The organism is Sulfitobacter sp. G21635-S1, from assembly GCF_027213915.1.
Taxonomy (GTDB): Bacteria; Pseudomonadota; Alphaproteobacteria; order Rhodobacterales; family Rhodobacteraceae; genus Sulfitobacter.
This window is the reverse complement of record NZ_JAPWGV010000015.1, coordinates 101,925-118,207: the sequence shown is the minus strand read 5'-3', so window position 1 is coordinate 118,207 and position 16,283 is coordinate 101,925. Positions and strand designations below refer to the sequence as shown.

Annotated in this window: 13 protein-coding genes and 1 tRNA gene; 8 read left to right on the top strand and 6 right to left on the bottom strand. The window is 63.7% G+C overall.

Going from position 1 to position 16,283, the window contains the following annotated elements:
• The first annotated feature begins 171 nt into the window (after positions 1-171).
• Complete coding sequence (gene ptsP, locus O4H53_RS15465; RefSeq protein WP_269365159.1) at positions 172-2,418, top strand: phosphoenolpyruvate--protein phosphotransferase; 2,247 nt, start codon at positions 172-174, stop codon at positions 2,416-2,418.
• On the opposite strand, the gene O4H53_RS15460 is transcribed toward ptsP, so the two are convergent.
• The gene (locus O4H53_RS15460) at positions 2,419-3,063 is read right to left on the bottom strand and encodes a GntR family transcriptional regulator (protein WP_269365157.1); all 645 of its coding nucleotides are present in this window, start codon (positions 3,061-3,063) and stop codon (positions 2,419-2,421) included.
• On the bottom strand, positions 3,060-4,418 hold the full coding sequence (locus O4H53_RS15455) for a formimidoylglutamate deiminase (protein WP_269365155.1): 1,359 nt from the start codon (positions 4,416-4,418) through the stop codon (positions 3,060-3,062). Before O4H53_RS15455 ends, O4H53_RS15460 begins: the two co-directional genes overlap by 4 nt.
• A gap of 78 nt (positions 4,419-4,496) precedes the next feature.
• Here O4H53_RS15455 and hutI point away from each other — a divergent pair, with 78 nt between their 5' ends.
• From hutI to hutU, 4 genes are read left to right on the top strand one after another with little or no spacing between them, the layout of a single operon-like run.
• Positions 4,497-5,687: an imidazolonepropionase gene (hutI, locus tag O4H53_RS15450; RefSeq protein ID WP_269365153.1), complete on the top strand. Its 1,191-nt coding sequence runs from the start codon at positions 4,497-4,499 to the stop codon at positions 5,685-5,687.
• Positions 5,684-7,189 carry a histidine ammonia-lyase gene (hutH, locus tag O4H53_RS15445; RefSeq protein ID WP_269365150.1) on the top strand — a complete coding sequence of 502 codons (1,506 nt, stop codon included), beginning with the start codon at positions 5,684-5,686 and terminating at the stop codon, positions 7,187-7,189. The genes hutI and hutH overlap by 4 nt, the downstream gene beginning before the upstream one ends.
• Positions 7,186-7,980: an N-formylglutamate deformylase gene (gene hutG / locus O4H53_RS15440; RefSeq protein ID WP_269365149.1), complete on the top strand. Its 795-nt coding sequence runs from the start codon at positions 7,186-7,188 to the stop codon at positions 7,978-7,980. Before hutH ends, hutG begins: the two co-directional genes overlap by 4 nt.
• Positions 7,977-9,647 carry a urocanate hydratase gene (hutU, locus tag O4H53_RS15435; RefSeq protein WP_269365148.1) on the top strand — a complete coding sequence of 557 codons (1,671 nt, stop codon included), beginning with the start codon at positions 7,977-7,979 and terminating at the stop codon, positions 9,645-9,647. Before hutG ends, hutU begins: the two co-directional genes overlap by 4 nt.
• Positions 9,648-9,716: 69 nt before the next feature.
• Here the strand turns inward: hutU and O4H53_RS15430 are convergent, their stop codons facing one another.
• Together O4H53_RS15430 and O4H53_RS15425 are read right to left on the bottom strand one after the other, a co-directional pair.
• Positions 9,717-10,550: a DUF3883 domain-containing protein gene (locus O4H53_RS15430; protein WP_269365146.1), complete on the bottom strand. Its 834-nt coding sequence runs from the start codon at positions 10,548-10,550 to the stop codon at positions 9,717-9,719.
• A gap of 137 nt (positions 10,551-10,687) precedes the next feature.
• Positions 10,688-10,761: transfer RNA gene (locus O4H53_RS15425), tRNA-Cys, on the bottom strand.
• Positions 10,762-10,906: 145 nt separating this feature from the next.
• Between O4H53_RS15425 and O4H53_RS15420 the strand changes: the two genes are divergently transcribed.
• The 3 genes from O4H53_RS15420 (at position 10,907) to O4H53_RS15410 (ending at position 14,144) form a co-directional block, all read left to right on the top strand.
• Positions 10,907-11,560 (top strand): protein-L-isoaspartate O-methyltransferase family protein, encoded by a 654-nt coding sequence (locus O4H53_RS15420; RefSeq protein ID WP_269365145.1) that lies wholly within the window; start codon positions 10,907-10,909, stop codon positions 11,558-11,560.
• Positions 11,561-11,595: 35 nt separating this feature from the next.
• Positions 11,596-13,044, top strand: a complete 1,449-nt coding sequence (locus O4H53_RS15415) for a TolC family outer membrane protein (RefSeq protein ID WP_269365144.1) — start codon at positions 11,596-11,598, stop codon at positions 13,042-13,044.
• Between the two features lie 74 nt (positions 13,045-13,118).
• Positions 13,119-14,144 (top strand): hypothetical protein, encoded by a 1,026-nt coding sequence (locus O4H53_RS15410; protein ID WP_269365143.1) that lies wholly within the window; start codon positions 13,119-13,121, stop codon positions 14,142-14,144.
• Between the two features lie 3 nt (positions 14,145-14,147).
• On the opposite strand, the gene O4H53_RS15405 is transcribed toward O4H53_RS15410, so the two are convergent.
• Positions 14,148-15,605, bottom strand: coding sequence for a cobyric acid synthase (locus O4H53_RS15405; RefSeq protein WP_269365142.1), 1,458 nt, complete (start codon positions 15,603-15,605; stop codon positions 14,148-14,150).
• 144 nt (positions 15,606-15,749) lie between these two features.
• Positions 15,750-16,070, bottom strand: a complete 321-nt coding sequence (locus O4H53_RS15400) for a DUF6280 family protein (RefSeq protein WP_008228933.1) — start codon at positions 16,068-16,070, stop codon at positions 15,750-15,752.
• Positions 16,071-16,283 lie beyond the last annotated feature (213 nt).

The following is a 16,283-nucleotide window of genomic DNA, read 5'->3' as shown; positions in this document are numbered from 1 at the left end:
CTTTGGGCATGTTCATCACGGCAGCCTGAGCGCGTGCCGTGAAATTGGGCAGCCATGGCGCGCGCGCGGCTGTGACCGCGCTGTCGATACACGCTGAGGTGGACAGTCAGGCACTTTCCGTTTTCTGTGGACTATGCTCTAAGCCGGAACAGCAAAGGGGGGCGTGTCAGCATGGCAGAGCGTTTTGAAAGCGAAAGCCGCAAGCTGCTGGGGCGTCTGCGCGATGCCATGGCATCCGATGATGCGGGCCAGGCGCGTCTGAACAAGATCACCCATCTGATTGCCACCTCCATGGGCTGCGAAGTCTGTTCCATCTACCTGTTCCGGGATGAGGAAACCCTTGAGCTTTGCGCGACAGAGGGGCTCAAGGCGGAGGCGGTGCACGAGACCCGGATGCGGATGGGCGAGGGGCTTGTCGGCCGTGTGGCCAAGCGCAAGCAGGTGATCAACACGCCGGATGCGCCGCAGGCACCGGGTTTCCGTTTCATGCCGGAGACGGGTGAGGAAATCTATTCCAGCTTCCTCGGCGTGCCGATTCAGCGGCTGGGGGAGACCCTTGGCGTTCTGGTGGCGCAGTCCAAGCAGGCGCGGGAGTTTTCGGCCGACGAAGTCTATGCGCTGGAAGTGGTTGCCATGGTGCTGGCCGAGATGACCGAGCTTGGCGCTTTCGTGGGCGAGGGGGCGGCAATGTCTGCCCGTCACTCCCAGCCGGTGCTGCTGCGCGGTACGGTGGGGCAGGAAGGCGTGGCGGAGGGCCATGTCTGGCTGCATGAACCGCGCGTGGTGGTCTCCAACCCGATCGCGGACGACCCGGTGCTGGAAGAACAACGCCTGATTGATGCCGTGGACCAGCTGCGCGTCGGTGTGGACCAGATGCTGGCCATGGCAGGGGGCGACAAGGACCAGACCCAGGTGCTGGAAGCCTACCGCATGTTTGCCAATTCCAAGGGCTGGATGCGGCGGATGTGCGAAGACATCCAGAGCGGGCTATCCGCCGAAGCTGCAGTGGAAAAGGAACAATCGCTGGCGCGCTCCCGCATGGGGCAGGCCACGGATGGCTATCTGCGCGAGCGGCTGAGCGACCTGGATGACCTGTCCAACCGGCTGCTGCGCATCCTGACCGGGCAGGGCCATGACACCGGGGCGGAACTGCCTGCGGACCCGATCCTGGTCGCGCGGAACATCGGCCCGGCGGAATTGCTGGAATATGGCCGCTCACTGCGCGGGATCGTGCTGGAGAATGGCTCTGTCGGGTCACATGCGGCGATTGTCGCGCGGGCGCTGGCGATTCCGCTGGTGGTGCATGCCGGCCGGATCACCAATGACGCGCTGAACGGCGATCACATCATGGTGGATGGCGAGCAGGGCGTCGTGCACCTGCGGCCCGATGAAAGCGTGGCTTCGGCGTTTCGCGACAAGATTGCGATGCAGGCGGCGGCGCAGGAAAGATATGCCTCGATCCTGGATCTGCCCGCGCAGGCGAAATGCGGTGCCGTGGTGTCGCTGCACATGAACGCGGGGCTGATGGCGGATCTGCCCTCGCTCACCTCTTCGGGGGCTGAGGGGGTGGGGCTGTTCCGCACCGAACTGCAGTTTCTTGTGCGTAACCAGATGCCCAAGCGGATGGAACTTGCGGCTCTCTATTCACGGGTGCTGGACGCGGCCCATGGCAAGCGGGTGGTGTTCCGGACCCTCGATATCGGGTCGGACAAGGTGCTGCCCTATATGAAGCCCAATGATGAGCCGAACCCGGCGCTGGGCTGGCGCGCGATCCGGGTCGGGCTGGACAAGCCGGGCGTGATGCGGATGCAGCTGCAGGCGCTGATCCGCGCGGCGAACGGGCGGCCTTTGACGGTGATGTTTCCCTTTGTCGCGCAGTTCGAGGAATTCCGTGCCGCCCGTGCCGAGATGGACAAGACATTGGCGCGCGAGGAACGGCTGGGCCATGTGCTGCCCTCCAAGATCGAAGTGGGCGCGATGCTGGAAACCCCCAGCCTTGCCTTTGCGCCGAAGCAATTCTTTGAAGAGGTGGAGTTTCTGTCGATTGGCGGCAATGACCTCAAGCAGTTCTTCTTTGCCGCTGACCGGGAGAACGAGCGCGTGCGCCGTCGTTATGACACGCTGAACCTGAGCTTTCTGAATTTCCTGGAAGGCATTGTTGAACGGTGCCGGGAAACCGGGACAGATGTGTCATTCTGCGGCGAGGATGCGGGGCGGCCTGTGGAAGCGGTATGTTTCGCGGCCATCGGGTTGCGGTCGCTCTCCATGCGGCCAGCTTCCATCGGCCCGGTCAAGAGCCTGCTGCGGCGCTGCAATCTGGATGAGGTGCGTGCGATCATCGAAAAGGCGCGCGATCAGGGGGATATGTCGGTGCGTCCGGCAGTGATGGAATACCTGCGCGCCCAGCATTCGGCGTGATCAGATCTGCAACCTGACGACATGGCCCGGCGCATGGGCCAGCCTGACCCGGGTGATCCGGCCCGCCTCGCTGAAGGTTTCGCGGTAGAGGACCAAGAGCGGCGTGGCTTCCTCGCATTCCAGATGGCGGGCGTCGAAAGCTGTCGCGCCCTCTGACATGTAGGACATGTTGCCATGGTCGAAGGGGGCGTTCTGGACCAGCCATTCGTTTGCGGAAAGAATGGTGAAATCGGCAGAGCCCGCCGCCGGTATATGGGTCAGGTCAATCTCGCGGTCTTCGATGCCATAGGGGGCGCCATCGGCCTGGTGCAGGGTCTGCAGGCAAAGCAGGGAGCCCGCAACCTCCCGCATTAGCAGGCGGTGGCCATAGGTTTTTCCCAGCGCCTCGACCTCCTTGCGCAGGACCGCGACGGACATTTGCGCCCGTCTCAGCGGCGACAGCGCGACCCTGGTGCCGGCACGCCTGCGGCGTTCCAGCCAGCCGTCATCGGCCAGCGCCTGAAGCGCCCGGTTGACCGTGGCGCGGGCGCAGCCGAACTCTCGGGCCAGGGCAACCTCACCGGGGATCAGCCCGCCGGGGGGCCATTCGCGGTTCTGGATGCGGCGCAGGACTTCGGCCTGTACCTCTTGCCAGCCGGTGCTCACATCGCGTCCTCAAGCCGCCGCAGGGTGGCGCGGTAGGCTGCGGTGATCGCATCGCGGGCGACATGGGTGCCGTCCCGGACCACATGGCGCCCGGCGGCCCAGACATCGCTGACGGCGGCGTCGGTGCCTGCGAAAATCCAGGTGTCCAGAAGCTGATCGCCCCTGCGGCCGATGAAATCCGTGGCGTCACCGCCAAGCGCCACAAGATCGGCCCAGTGCCCCGGCGCAATCCGGCCAGCATCGCGCCCGGCGGCTTGCGCCCCGCCCGCACAGGCCATGTCGTAAAGGACGCGCCCGGTGGATTGGTCCGGCGTTGCCAGAACCGCGCGGTTCTGCGTCACAAGGCGTTGCGAATATTCCAGCGTCCGCAGCTCCTCTTTCAATGAAATCAGGATGTTGCTGTCTGATCCGATGCCAAGGGTGCCGCCCGCGTCGGCCCATTCGACGGCGTTGAAGATACCGTCCCCCAGCGAGCTTTCCGTGAGCGGGCAAAGCCCGGCGACAGCACCCGATTGCGCAAGGCCGCGGGTCTCGGTTCTGGTCATCTGGGTGCAGTGGATCAGACACCAGCGCGGCCCGAGGTCGAGGTGATCAAGCGCCCAGGTCACCGGGCGCGCGCCATAGGCAGCTTTGACCTCCTCTACCTCGGCCTTCTGTTCGGCCAGGTGCATGTGCAGCGGCCCCTTGTACTGCTGCAGATGGCGCAGCGCATCGGGTGTCACGGCCCGCAAGGAATGCGGTGCCACACCCAGCCGCGCATCCTCGGCGAGCCCTGCCACCGCCTGTTCCGCACCCCCCATGATCTGCATGTAGCCGTCCATGTCATTGCCGAACCGCACCTGACCGGGTGCCAGCGCCCGGCCATCGACACCGCCCTGCATGTACATCACCGGCAGCAGCGTCAGGCCGATTCCGGTCTGGTCGGCGGCGGCGCAGATGCGTTGGGCCATCTCGGCGCGGGCATCATAGGGGCGGCCACCGGGCTGGTGATGCAGGTAGTGAAATTCAGCCACGGCGGCGAAACCGGCCTCCAGCATCTCCATCTGCACCTGCGCGGTGATTGCCTGCACGTCGTCCGGTGTCAGCTTGTCGAGGAAGCGGAACATCAGCCGCCGCCAGGTCCAGAAACTGTCCGTCTTCTCCGCGCCGCGCTGCTCGGTCAGCCCTGCCATGGCCCGCTGGAAGGCGTGACTGTGCAGGTTTGTGGGGGCGGGCAACAGGATGTCGACGCTTGAGCGGGCCTCCTGCCGAACCCCGGTGACAAGGTCGGTGATGCGCCCGCCCTCAAGGTAGAGCGTCACATTGCTGGCCCAGCCATCGGGCAAAAGCGCCGTTTTCGCAAAGATGCTGTTCATGGTCTGCCCTCTTGACGACTCGGGGTGGGGTATGAATATGTCTATACATATTGAACAACCATTCCGTGAGGTCAACCCATGCAGCAGGTGCTCTGCAACGCGAGAATCGCCACGATGGAGGGGGCAGGCTATGGGCTGGTGGAGAATGGCGCGGTGGTGCTGGACGCGGGCCGGATTGCATGGGTCGGGGCAGATCTGCCCGAAGCCTACGCCGATCTGCCCCGGCAGGACCTGCAGGGCAGGCTGGTGACACCCGGTCTGATCGACTGTCACACCCATATCGTACATGGCGGCAACCGCGCGGCAGAATTCGAGATGCGGCTGAAGGGCGCCAGCTATGCCGAAGTGGCGCAGGCGGGTGGCGGCATCGTCTCCACCATGGCGGCGACACGCGCGGCGGACCAGGATGCGCTGATCGCTTCGGCCCTGCCACGTCTGGACAGTCTGATCGCAGAAGGGGCCTGTGTGGTCGAGGTCAAGTCAGGCTATGGGCTGGACCTGGAGACAGAGCTGACCATGCTGCGCGCCGCCCGCGCCCTGGGCCGGCTGCGCCCGGTTCGGATCATCACCAGTTTCCTTGGCGCCCATGCGGTGCCAAAGGACTTCGGCGCAGGGCCGGATGCCTATATCGACGAAGTCTGTATCCCCGCCCTGCGCGCCGCGCATGACGAAGGACTGGTGGATGCCGTTGACGGTTTTTGCGAGGGAATCGCCTTTGACCCCGGCCAGATCGCCCGCGTCTTTGACGTGGCGCGCGACCTCGGGTTGCCCGTGAAACTGCATGCAGAGCAGCTTTCCCACCTTGGCGGCGCGCGAATGGCTGCCCGGTATGCTGCGCTGTCGGCAGATCACCTGGAATATGCCGATGAGGCGGATGCCCGCGCCATGGCAGAGGCCGGCACTGTGGCCGTCCTGCTGCCCGGTGCCTTTTACACCCTGCGAGAGCCGCAGGCCCCGCCTGTGGAAGCCTTCCGCGCCGCCGGAACCCGGATCGCTCTGGCCACCGACTGCAACCCCGGATCATCGCCGCTGACGTCATTGCTGTTGGCGATGAACATGGGCTGCACGCTGTTCGGCCTTACCCCGGAAGAGGCCCTGTGCGGCGTGACGGCCCATGCCGCCGCGGCGCTGGGCCTGACGGATTGCGGGCGCATCGCGGCAGGCCTGCGCGCGGACCTCTGTGTCTGGGATGTGCAGCATCCGGCGGAACTGGCCTATCGCATCGGCTTCAACCCCCTGCATCAACGCTATTTCGGAGGTGTCTCATGATCCTGAATCCTGGTCAGGTCAGCCTGAAAACGCTGGAGCGCATCTGGCGCGGCGATGATCCCGTGACGCTGGATGTGGCCGCGAAACCGCAGGTCGTGCGCGCCGCGGCGCTGGTGGCTGAGGCCGCGGCGCAGGCTGCGCCGGTCTATGGCGTCAACACGGGTTTCGGCAAGCTGGCCAGCCGCAAGATCGCGCCCGAAGACACCGAAACCCTGCAACGCAACCTGATCCTGAGCCATTGTTGCGGCGTGGGAACGGCGCTGGGCGCGCCGCTGACCCGGCTGATGATGGTGCTCAAGCTCAACTCGCTGGGGCGGGGCGCCTCTGGCGTGCGCTGGGAGATCTGCGCCCTGCTGGAGGGCATGCTGAACGCGGGCGTGATGCCGGTGATCCCCTCGCAGGGTTCTGTCGGCGCCTCGGGCGATCTGGCCCCGCTGGCGCATATGGCGGCGGTGATGATCGGCGCGGGGCGCGCGGTTTATGACGGACTGGAAATGTCAGGTGCCACGGCGCTGGAACGGGCCGGTCTGACGCCCGTTGTGCTGGGGCCGAAGGAAGGGCTGGCATTGATCAACGGCACGCAGTTTTCGACCGCCTGCGCCTTGGCGGGCCTGTTCGAGGCGCAGAACGCTGTGCGCAATGCCATGGTTATCGCGGCGCTCAGCACCGATGCGATCATGGGGTCCACAGCGCCACTGCTTGCCGAGATCCACAGCCTGCGTGGCCATAGCGGCCAGATCGAGGTCGCCGCAGAGATGCGCGCGCTGATGGAAGGCTCCGAGATTCGCGACAGCCACCGCGAAGGCGATACCCGCGTGCAGGACCCCTATTGCATCCGGTGCCAGCCACAGGTGCTGGGTGCCGCGCAGGATGTGATCCGACAGGCCGCCCAGACGCTGGAGATCGAGGCCAATGCCGTCACCGACAATCCGCTGGTGCTGGTGGAGCAGGGGCTGATCGTCTCGGGCGGGAACTTTCACGCCGAACCTGTTGGATTTGCGGCGGATATGCTCGCCCTTGCACTGGCAGAGATTGGCGCGATCGGGCAGCGGCGCGTGGCGCTGATGGTCGACCCGACCCTCAGCCACGATCTGCCGCCGTTCCTGACGCCCAATCCGGGCCTGAACTCCGGTTTCATGATCGCCGAGGTGACCACGGCGGCGCTGATGAGCGAGAACAAGCACCTTGCCAATCCCTGCGTCACCGACAGCACGCCCACCTCTGCCAATCAGGAGGACCACGTGAGCATGGCCGCGCATGGGGCCTACAGGCTGGCACGAATGGTGGATAATCTTTACGTGATTCAAGCGGTTGAGGCGATGTGCGCGGCCCAGGGGATCGAGGCGCGTGCGCCGCTTGCGACAGCGCCCCGGTTGCAAAAGGCCATCGCCTGTTTGCGCAGGGCGGTGCCGACGCTGGCGCAGGACCGTTACCTTGCCCCGGATATCGAAGCTGCGACCGCATTGGTGCGCAGCGGTGCATTGGTGGAGGCCGCGACATGATCGAAGTGGTTCAGGGCAGCCTGCCCATCGTGCTGGGCCTGCCGCACACCGGCACCGAGGTGCCGCCGGACATCTGGGAGGGGCTGAACGAAACCGGCCGTGCGCTGGCCGATACCGACTGGCATATCGACCGGCTATATAACGGCCTCGGGCTGGATGTGAGCACGGTGCGCACACCGATCCATCGCTACGTGATCGACGTGAACCGCAGCCCCGAGGACAATTCACTTTATCCCGGTTTGAATACCACGGGCCTTTGTCCGCTGACGGATTTTGACGGCAAGCTGATCCACCTTGATGGTGCCGCACCCGACGCAGCAGAGATCGCGCGAAGGAAAGAGGCCTATCACAGGCCCTATCATGACGCCTTATCCACAGAACTGGCGCGGGTGAAGGCCAAACACGGCGTGGTGCTCTTATACGATTGCCACTCGATCCGCTCTGTTATCCCCTATCTTTTTGAAGAGACCCTGCCAGATCTGAACATCGGGACGAATTCATCCCAAAGTTGTTCACCGATCATGGAAAGGGCCGTCCATACCCGGTGCCGGGCCGCGCAGGACTATCGAACGGCACTCAACGGGCGCTTCAAAGGCGGTTGGACCACCCGACACTATGGAAAACCGGCCGAAAACCAGCATGCGCTGCAGATGGAGCTGGCCCAATCCACCTACATGGACGAGCGCCCGCCCTGGCAGTGGCGCGCCGACAAGGCAGAGCGGCTCAGACCGGTGCTTTACCGTATTCTCAATGACTTGATCGAACTTCTTAACGAAAGGCCACTGCGATGACCGACCCCCGTCACAACATCCGCGACGTCTATCCTGCCACCGGAACCGAGATCACCGCCAAGAGTTGGCTGACCGAAGCGCCACTGCGGATGCTGATGAACAACCTGCACCCGGATGTCGCTGAAAATCCACATGAATTGGTGGTTTACGGTGGCATCGGACGCGCGGCGCGCACCTGGGCGGATTTCGACCAGATTGTCGCCTCTCTGACCGCGCTGGAGGCGGATGAAACCCTTCTGGTGCAGTCAGGAAAGCCTGTGGGCGTGTTCAAAACCCATGAAAATGCACCCAGGGTGTTGATTGCAAACAGTAATCTGGTGCCGCACTGGGCCAATTGGGATCACTTCAACGAATTGGACAAGCGCGGGCTGGCGATGTACGGCCAGATGACCGCCGGATCCTGGATTTACATTGGAACACAAGGGATTGTGCAGGGAACCTACGAGACTTTTGTCGAGGCGGGGCGCCAGCATTATGACGGCAACCTCACAGGCAAATGGATCCTGACAGCGGGTTTGGGCGGCATGGGCGGCGCACAGCCCCTCGCGGCCGTGATGGCGGGCGCCTGTTGCCTGGCGGTCGAATGCAACCCCGACAGCATCGCCTTCCGGCTCCGCACCGGCTATCTTGATGAACGCGCCGAAACGCTGGACGAGGCCCTGGCGATGATCGCGGAGTGGACCGCGAAGGGCGAGGCGAAATCGGTCGGCCTGCTGGGCAATGCGGCGGATGTCTTTCCCGAACTGGTCAGGCGCGGGGTGCGCCCCGATATCGTGACCGACCAGACCAGCGCGCATGATCCGCTGAACGGCTACCTGCCGCAGGGCTGGGGATTGGCCGAGTGGCGCGCCAGGCGTGAAACGGATCCGAAGGCGGTGGAAAAGGCCGCGCGGGCCTCGATGAAGGTTCATGTCGCCGCGATGGTCGACTTCTGGAACGCCGGCGTGCCGACGCTGGACTACGGCAACAACATCCGCCAGGTGGCGCTGGAAGAGGGGCTTGAGAACGCCTTTGCCTTTCCCGGCTTTGTACCCGCCTATATCCGTCCCCTGTTCTGCCGGGGCGTGGGCCCGTTCCGGTGGTGCGCGCTGTCGGGCGATCCGGAGGACATCTACAAGACCGATGCCAAGGTGAAGGAGCTGATCCCCGACGACCCGCATCTGCACAAATGGCTCGACATGGCGCGGGAGCGGATCAGCTTTCAGGGTCTGCCTGCACGCATTTGCTGGGTCGGCCTGGGCCTGCGGGACAAGCTGGGCCTTGCCTTCAATGAAATGGTCCGCAGCGGAGAGCTGAAGGCCCCCATCGTCATTGGGCGCGATCACCTCGATTCCGGCTCCGTCGCGAGCCCGAACCGGGAAACGGAGGCGATGAAGGATGGCTCCGACGCCGTCAGCGACTGGCCGCTGCTGAACGCGCTGCTGAACACGGCCAGCGGCGCGACCTGGGTGTCCTTGCACCACGGCGGCGGCGTTGGCATGGGGTTTTCCCAGCATTCCGGCATGGTGATCTGCTGCGACGGCACGCCCGAAGCCGACCAGCGTATCGCGCGCGTGTTGTGGAACGACCCCGCGACCGGGGTGATGCGCCATGCGGATGCAGGCTATGAAACGGCGCTGGATTGCGCCCGCGAACACGGGCTGAACCTGCCGGGGATTCTGCGCTGACGGCAAGGCGGCGTGCGTGAGCAAAGCTCACGACACCCCGCCCGCCGTCCCGGCAAATGTGCAGACATTCTAATCGAACCGGGCTTGAAAGCTCGTCGGCGTCAGGGTGACGTGGTGATCCAGCGGGGGGCGGAGCTCGAATGCTCTCGGCCCCCGCGCGTTGTTGTAGATCCTGAAGAGATGCCAGGTATCCCTGTTCTCATCCGCCACACGCAGTTCGTTTTGTGAGATGTGGAACGGCGTGCGATCCCAGCCATTTGTCGTCTTGACCTCAAGCAGGCGAGGGGTGCCGTCCGGCGTGAAGCTGGAAATGTCGTAGCCCGCGCCGTCGCCCATCTCCTCGCTGACCCATTTGACCTGCCGAGCCAGATCGTCCCGGCCAGCATCCCTGAGCATCGCCCGTTCATGGACCAGCGCGCGTTCTTCGCCCATTCGCCCGAGCGCGCGATTGCGTTCCTGCTGTGCCGCGACGTCGAAATGTTGCGCGATGCTGCGCAACTGTTCGGCCTCCTCTGGGGGCGGGGTGTTGCGCATCGTGGGCGGAGTATCCAGGAACAGGCGGTCGTTGGTGAAAGCCATACCCGGCGTCGCGGCCTTTGGCAGCCGCTCGACCCATTCCGGATGAGCGCGCAGCCAGCGGTCGACGGCCTCGGCCAGCGTCGTCTGAACATTGAACCGGGGCAGGTAGCCGGTAAGGATCGGCTGGCCGAAGGCCGGCATCAGGGCCGAGATATTTGCATGCTTGAACTCGATCGAGCCTTTGGAGCGGTCGATCCGTTCCTGTAGGGCGCGGTTGTGTTCCGCCTTCACATATTGGCGGCCACAGAGATCGTCGGCGAGCATGGCGAAATAATCCGCCACGATCAGATCGTTCTCTTCGTCTGTCCAGGGACCTTCCGCCATTTCAGGACCTTAGCCGCAGTCAGCTGGGCTGTCACGCGGGGAGGCGAAAACTGCGGAATCTGTAAGCCGGCCTGCAAACCGCACCAGTATCCGCGCTGCCAAAGCAGTGAAGCAAGCGTCTGTGTTGTCGAGGAGATTGGAGGCGAGTACCGGAATCGAACCGGTGTACACGGATTTGCAATCCGCTGCGTAACCACTCCGCCAACTCGCCAGCCGATGGGGTGATGCACTGCTATCTGATCACATCTGTGCCTGCAAGTCCCATGAAGCGGTGAAAATGAGGTTCGGGCCGTTGCCGCGCCGCGAGTGATGTGGCACACCTGATCAAAGAGAATCTGAACAGATGAGTTTAGCTGATGATCGATTTCGCCACGCGCCGCAATATGATGGTCGATACCCAGGTCCGACCCTCCGATGTGACCAAGTTTCCGATCATAGAGGCGATGCTGTCCGTGCCGAGAGAGGACTTTGTTCCATCTGCCCAACGCGAAGCGGCTTATATGGGAGAAAACCTCGACCTGGGGCAGGGGCGTGTCCTGCTTGAGCCGCGCACCCTGGCCAAGATGCTGGATGTTCTGGCGATCACCAACCGGGAACTTGTGATGGATGTCGGTGGGGGCATGGGCTATTCCACCGCAGTGATCGCGCATATGGCCGAAGCTGTCGTTGCCGTCGAAGAGGATGAGGCCATGGCCCATGAGGCGCAGGAAGCGCTGATGGCCGCCGGGGCGGATAACGCGGTGGTGCATGTCGGCCCGCTGGTCGAGGGCGCGCAGCAACATGGCCCCTATGACGTGATCATCCTTCAGGGCGGCGTGCAGCAGGTGCCAGCCCCCTTGCTCGAACAGCTCAAGGAAGACGGGCGGATCGCGGCATTGTTCATGGATGGTGAATTGGGCGAGGTGCGCGTCGGCCGCAAGCGCGGCGCGGACATCAGCTGGCGGATGGCCTTCAATGCGGCGGCACCGGTATTGCCGGGTTTCGGGCGCGAGGTTGCCTTCGAATTCTGATAAAAACAGACCCGGCGGCGTGCCGGGCCGGGGATATGAGCAGAGAGAAACTCATGATGCAGGTGATTTCCATCCAGAAACTGCGGCGCGCGGCGGGCATTGTCTGTCTTGCGACGGCGCTGGTGGCCGCGGACCGGCCGGCTCAGGCCGAAACATTGGCGGATGCGCTGGTCGGGGCGTACAACCATTCAGGGTTGCTGGAACAGAATCGCGCGGTCCTGCGGGCCGCCGACGAAGATGTCGCCGCTGCCGGCGCCGCGTTGAAGCCGGTTCTGCGCTGGACCGCTGGCCTGACCCAGAGCTACCGCGATTCGCCGCCACAGGGCTTTTTCGCGACAACAGGCAGTTCCAATTCGCTGAATGCATCGATCAACCTGATTGCCGAAGTGCTGATCCATGATTTTGGCGCCTCGGCCTTCCGCATCGAGGCGGCCAAGGAAACGGTGCTTGCCACGCGCGATTCGCTTTTGAACGTCGAACAGCAGATCCTGTTGCGCGCGGTCAGTGCCTATATGGGTGTGATCGAAGCATCGGAATTCGTGGCGCTGCGCCAGAACAACGTGCGGCTGCTGACGCAGGAGCTGCGCGCGGCACGTGACCGCTTTGAAGTCGGTGAGGTGACCCGGACCGACGTTGCATTGGCCGAGGCGCAGCTGGCCAATGCCCGCAGCGGCCTGGCCGGGGCCGAAGGCGACCTGTTGCGCGCGCAGGAAGAGTACCGTACCGCCGTGGGCCGCAAGCCCGGCCGGTTGAGCGGACCGCCCAAGCTGCCCGCGATCAGCAATGACATCGACACCGCCAAGGGGCTGGCATTGCGCCGCCACCCGCTGCTGCAGTCGGCCCAGCATCAGGTGGCCGCTGCCGACCTGTTGATCCGTGCGAGCGAAGCGGCGATGGCGCCGCAGATCAAGCTCTCCGGCTCGGTCGGCGTGTCCGAGGAATTCGGCAACCAGAATTACAACAACAATGCCTCCATTGGCCTGGGCGTCAGCCAGACCATCTATCAAGGCGGTGCATTGTCATCTGCCGCGCGCAAGAGCATGGCGCAAAGGGATGCGCAGCGGGCCAATCTGCATGTGGTGCGCTTTGATGTCGAACAGGCGGTTGGCAATGCCTATGCCGGATTTGCCTCTGCCAAAGCGCAGCTTGAAGCATCCGAGCGTCAGATTCGCGCAGCACGTATCGCTTTCCGGGGCGTGCGCGAGGAAGCGACGCTGGGCGCGCGTACCACATTGGATGTGCTGGATGCGGAGCAATCCCTGCTGGATGCCCAGTCGACACAGGTTTCGGCCCGCGCGAACCTTTATATCGCCGCCTATTCGATCCTCTCGGCGACGGGACAGCTGACCGCGGCCAGCCTGGGGCTGCCGGTCCAGATTTATGACCCTGCGGGTTATTACAATCTGGTCAAGGACGGCCCGGCAAAGGAATCCCGGCAGGGGCGTCAACTTGACCGTGTTTTGCGGGCTTTGCAAAAAGACTGACAATTTTCAGCGCCCCATTGTGGGAATCTCTGATCCGCGCTAACCTCCGCGTGAGGAATGAGTGGTAAAAATCTATGTCCGACCCCGTCACAAATGCCGAGGTGGAGGATGTCCTGTCTTCGATCCGCCGTCTGGTTTCTGAAGATAAACGTCCTTTGCAGACCAAAACCCGGCCCGTTGTCTCTGACCGGCTGGTGTTGACCCCTGCCTTGCGTGTTGCAGAGCCCGACGTCGAAACGCCGGACAAAGCTGACGATGCCATGGCGCAGGACTGGTCCGAAGAGGATGCCGCATTCGAGGCGGCCTATGGCGAAGATGCGAGCGATGAAACCTCGGTCGGGACGGGACCTGCGCCCGATACCGCGGCAGGTGATGAAGCCCTATCCGCCGCGCCGGACGTCGCCGGTGATCCGGATTTCGGTGATATCGAAACGGATCTGGATGACCCGGCCCTCGATTACGAAACCGATCCCTATAATTTCGCCGATGATGCCGACCAGGATGGCGAGGGGGGCCGAGACGGCTACGCCTTCGATGACGCATTCCAGGATGCGGACGAGGATGAAGCCGTGGCACCGGGGCCGGATGCGGATGATGATGCCACTCCCGCCCGGCATGACGCCCAGGCCGCAACGCTGAGCGCCAAGATTGAAGCGCTGGAAACCGCAATCGGCAATATTTCAGAAACCTGGGAACCGGACAGCCCGGGTGATGGTGAATATTCCGGCACCGAAGCGCCTGCGATGGCATGGGAAGATGATGTGGAGCAGACGGTCTCGACCGCGCGCCTGCACAACCTTCCCGAAAACCGGGGCGAACAGCCGGATCCCGGCAGCTTCTTCAGTGACCGGAGCGCGCAAGATCAGGCCAAAGCCGACCAGCCTGATGCGGCGGAAGATGCCAAGGCGGAAAAATCCGACGAACGCCCTGTGTTTGCCGAAGATGATCAGTTGCTGGACGAGGAAGCGCTGCGCGATCTGGTCAGCGAGATCGTGCGGGCCGAACTGCAAGGCGCATTGGGTGAACGGATCACCCGCAATGTGCGCAAGCTGGTGCGGCGTGAAATCCACCGCGCCCTGACCGCGCAGGAACTGGAATAACGCTCAGACCTCGCCTGCAAGCGACAGCAGCAGGTCCACATCCATGTAGCTTTCGACATGCTCTGCCAGGGCGTCCAGCGTCTTGTCCACGCCAAGATCGAACTGGTGGGATGAGGTGACGCCGAAATCCGCCAGATAGGCGCGGCGGAAATCGTCGGACGTGAAGATCCCATGCATGTAACATCCCTGGACGCGGCCATCTTCGCTGGTGGCCCCTTCGGGTGTGCCATCGAAGCTCAGCCAGCCCCGCGCGCTGTCAGGGCCGGTGGTTTCCCCGATATGAATCTCATACCCGGACAGGGCTGTGCCGCTTGCCGGATGGGTGCCGGTCTTGAGGGACAGGTGCTTTTTGGGGGCCATTACGGTCTCAATGTCGAGATGCCCCAGCCCGGCCACTTCTGATGGCGGCCCTTCGATGCCATGCGGATCGGCGATCCGACGACCCAGCATCTGATACCCCCCACAAAGCCCCAGCACATGCCCGCGACGCCGGATATGCGCGGCCAGGTCGATGTCCCAGCCTTCGGCGCGAAAGGCCTCAAGATCGGAAATCGTGGCTTTGGAGCCGACCAGCAGCACCAGATCGGCCTCGGCGGGCAGGGGCGTGCCGGGCATGATCATGCGCAGATCCACGCCCGGCTCGGCCGCCAGCGGGTCCAGATCGTCGAAATTGGCAATGCGCGGCAGGCGCGGCACCGCGATCACGCAGCCCGCACCGCCGGAGCGTGCGCGAGCGGGCAGGTCCATCACGTCTTCGGCGGGCAGGCGGTGCGCCTGGTCGAACCAGGGGATCACGCCCAGGCTGGGCCAGCCGGTGCGCCGCGCGATGTCGTCGCGGCCCGCATCGAACAGGCTGCGGTCGCCGCGGAACTTGTTGACGGCAAAGCCCCGCACCATTGCGTTGTCCTGCGCTGACATGACCGCCTGCGTGCCCACGATCTGTGCGATCACGCCGCCCCGGTCGATGTCGCCCATCAGGATGACGGGCACACCGGCAGCATTGGCAAAGCCCATGTTGGCAATATCGCCCGCGCGCAGGTTGGTTTCTGCCGGGCTGCCCGCGCCCTCCACGATGATCAGGTCTATGCCCTTCGCCAGCCGGTGAAAGGACTCCAGCACATGGGGCATCAGCGCCTGTTTGTTCGCGCCAAATGCCGCCGCCTCCTGATGGCCTGCCACCTTGCCCTGAACCACCAGCTGCGCCCCCGTGGCCGACTGGGGCTTCAGCAGGATAGGGTTCATGTCCGTATGCGGTGCCACCCCCGCTGCACGGGCCTGCAGCGCCTGAGCGCGCCCGATCTCGCCGCCGTCTTCGGTCACGGCGGCATTGTTGGACATGTTCTGCGGCTTGAACGGGCGCACCCGCAGGCCCCGGTTCACGCAGGCGCGAATCAAACCGGCCACGATCATGGATTTCCCCACGTTCGAACCGGTGCCCTGGATCATGATGGCTTTGGTCATTTCAGCGCCTTTGCAACTGGTGCGCAAGCTGGCGCAAATCGCGCGGAGGGAAAAGGGGGATGTGACCACGGCCCTTCCGCCCCGCGCGAAAAAAAACGCAGCCCTGAGACTGCGTTTGATCTTGTTCTGATAGCGGAGGGAGGATCAGGCCGCTTCGGCCTGCTGAGCAGCATTGCGCCGCTCGGATTCTTCACGGCTCAGGGCGACGGAGGTCCTGACACCTTTTCCAACGAAATCCATGAGCCCGGTCACGACGCGTTCGTTCGGGTCGATGCCGGCACAGCTCAGCACTTCGCGCCCGTCACGAGACCGCGCCCAGCGGGCAATCTGCTCTGGTCCGTTACCGTATTTCTTGTCGTCCGCAATCGCGTCATCAAGCGCTGCCAGTACCACGGCAGCGAAGAGTTTCCTGGCCCGATTTCCTTGCTCGTTATTGAAAGCGGTGCCATCAACGAAATCTTTCATCTCGTCGTCCTTTCTATTATTCTTGCTCTTGTCATTTCGGCGTGCGGCCTCTTATGACGGATATCACTCGATTCGGATACCGATATTTCGCATGTCTCCCATGCAGTGAACGCATGACCTTTCGCGGTTGCAGCATAACCCGCGCTCGCCTTGCAGGGAGCCGATGCGCCAGATATAGGATGCGATGAACATACATCAACCTTTATGACGGTT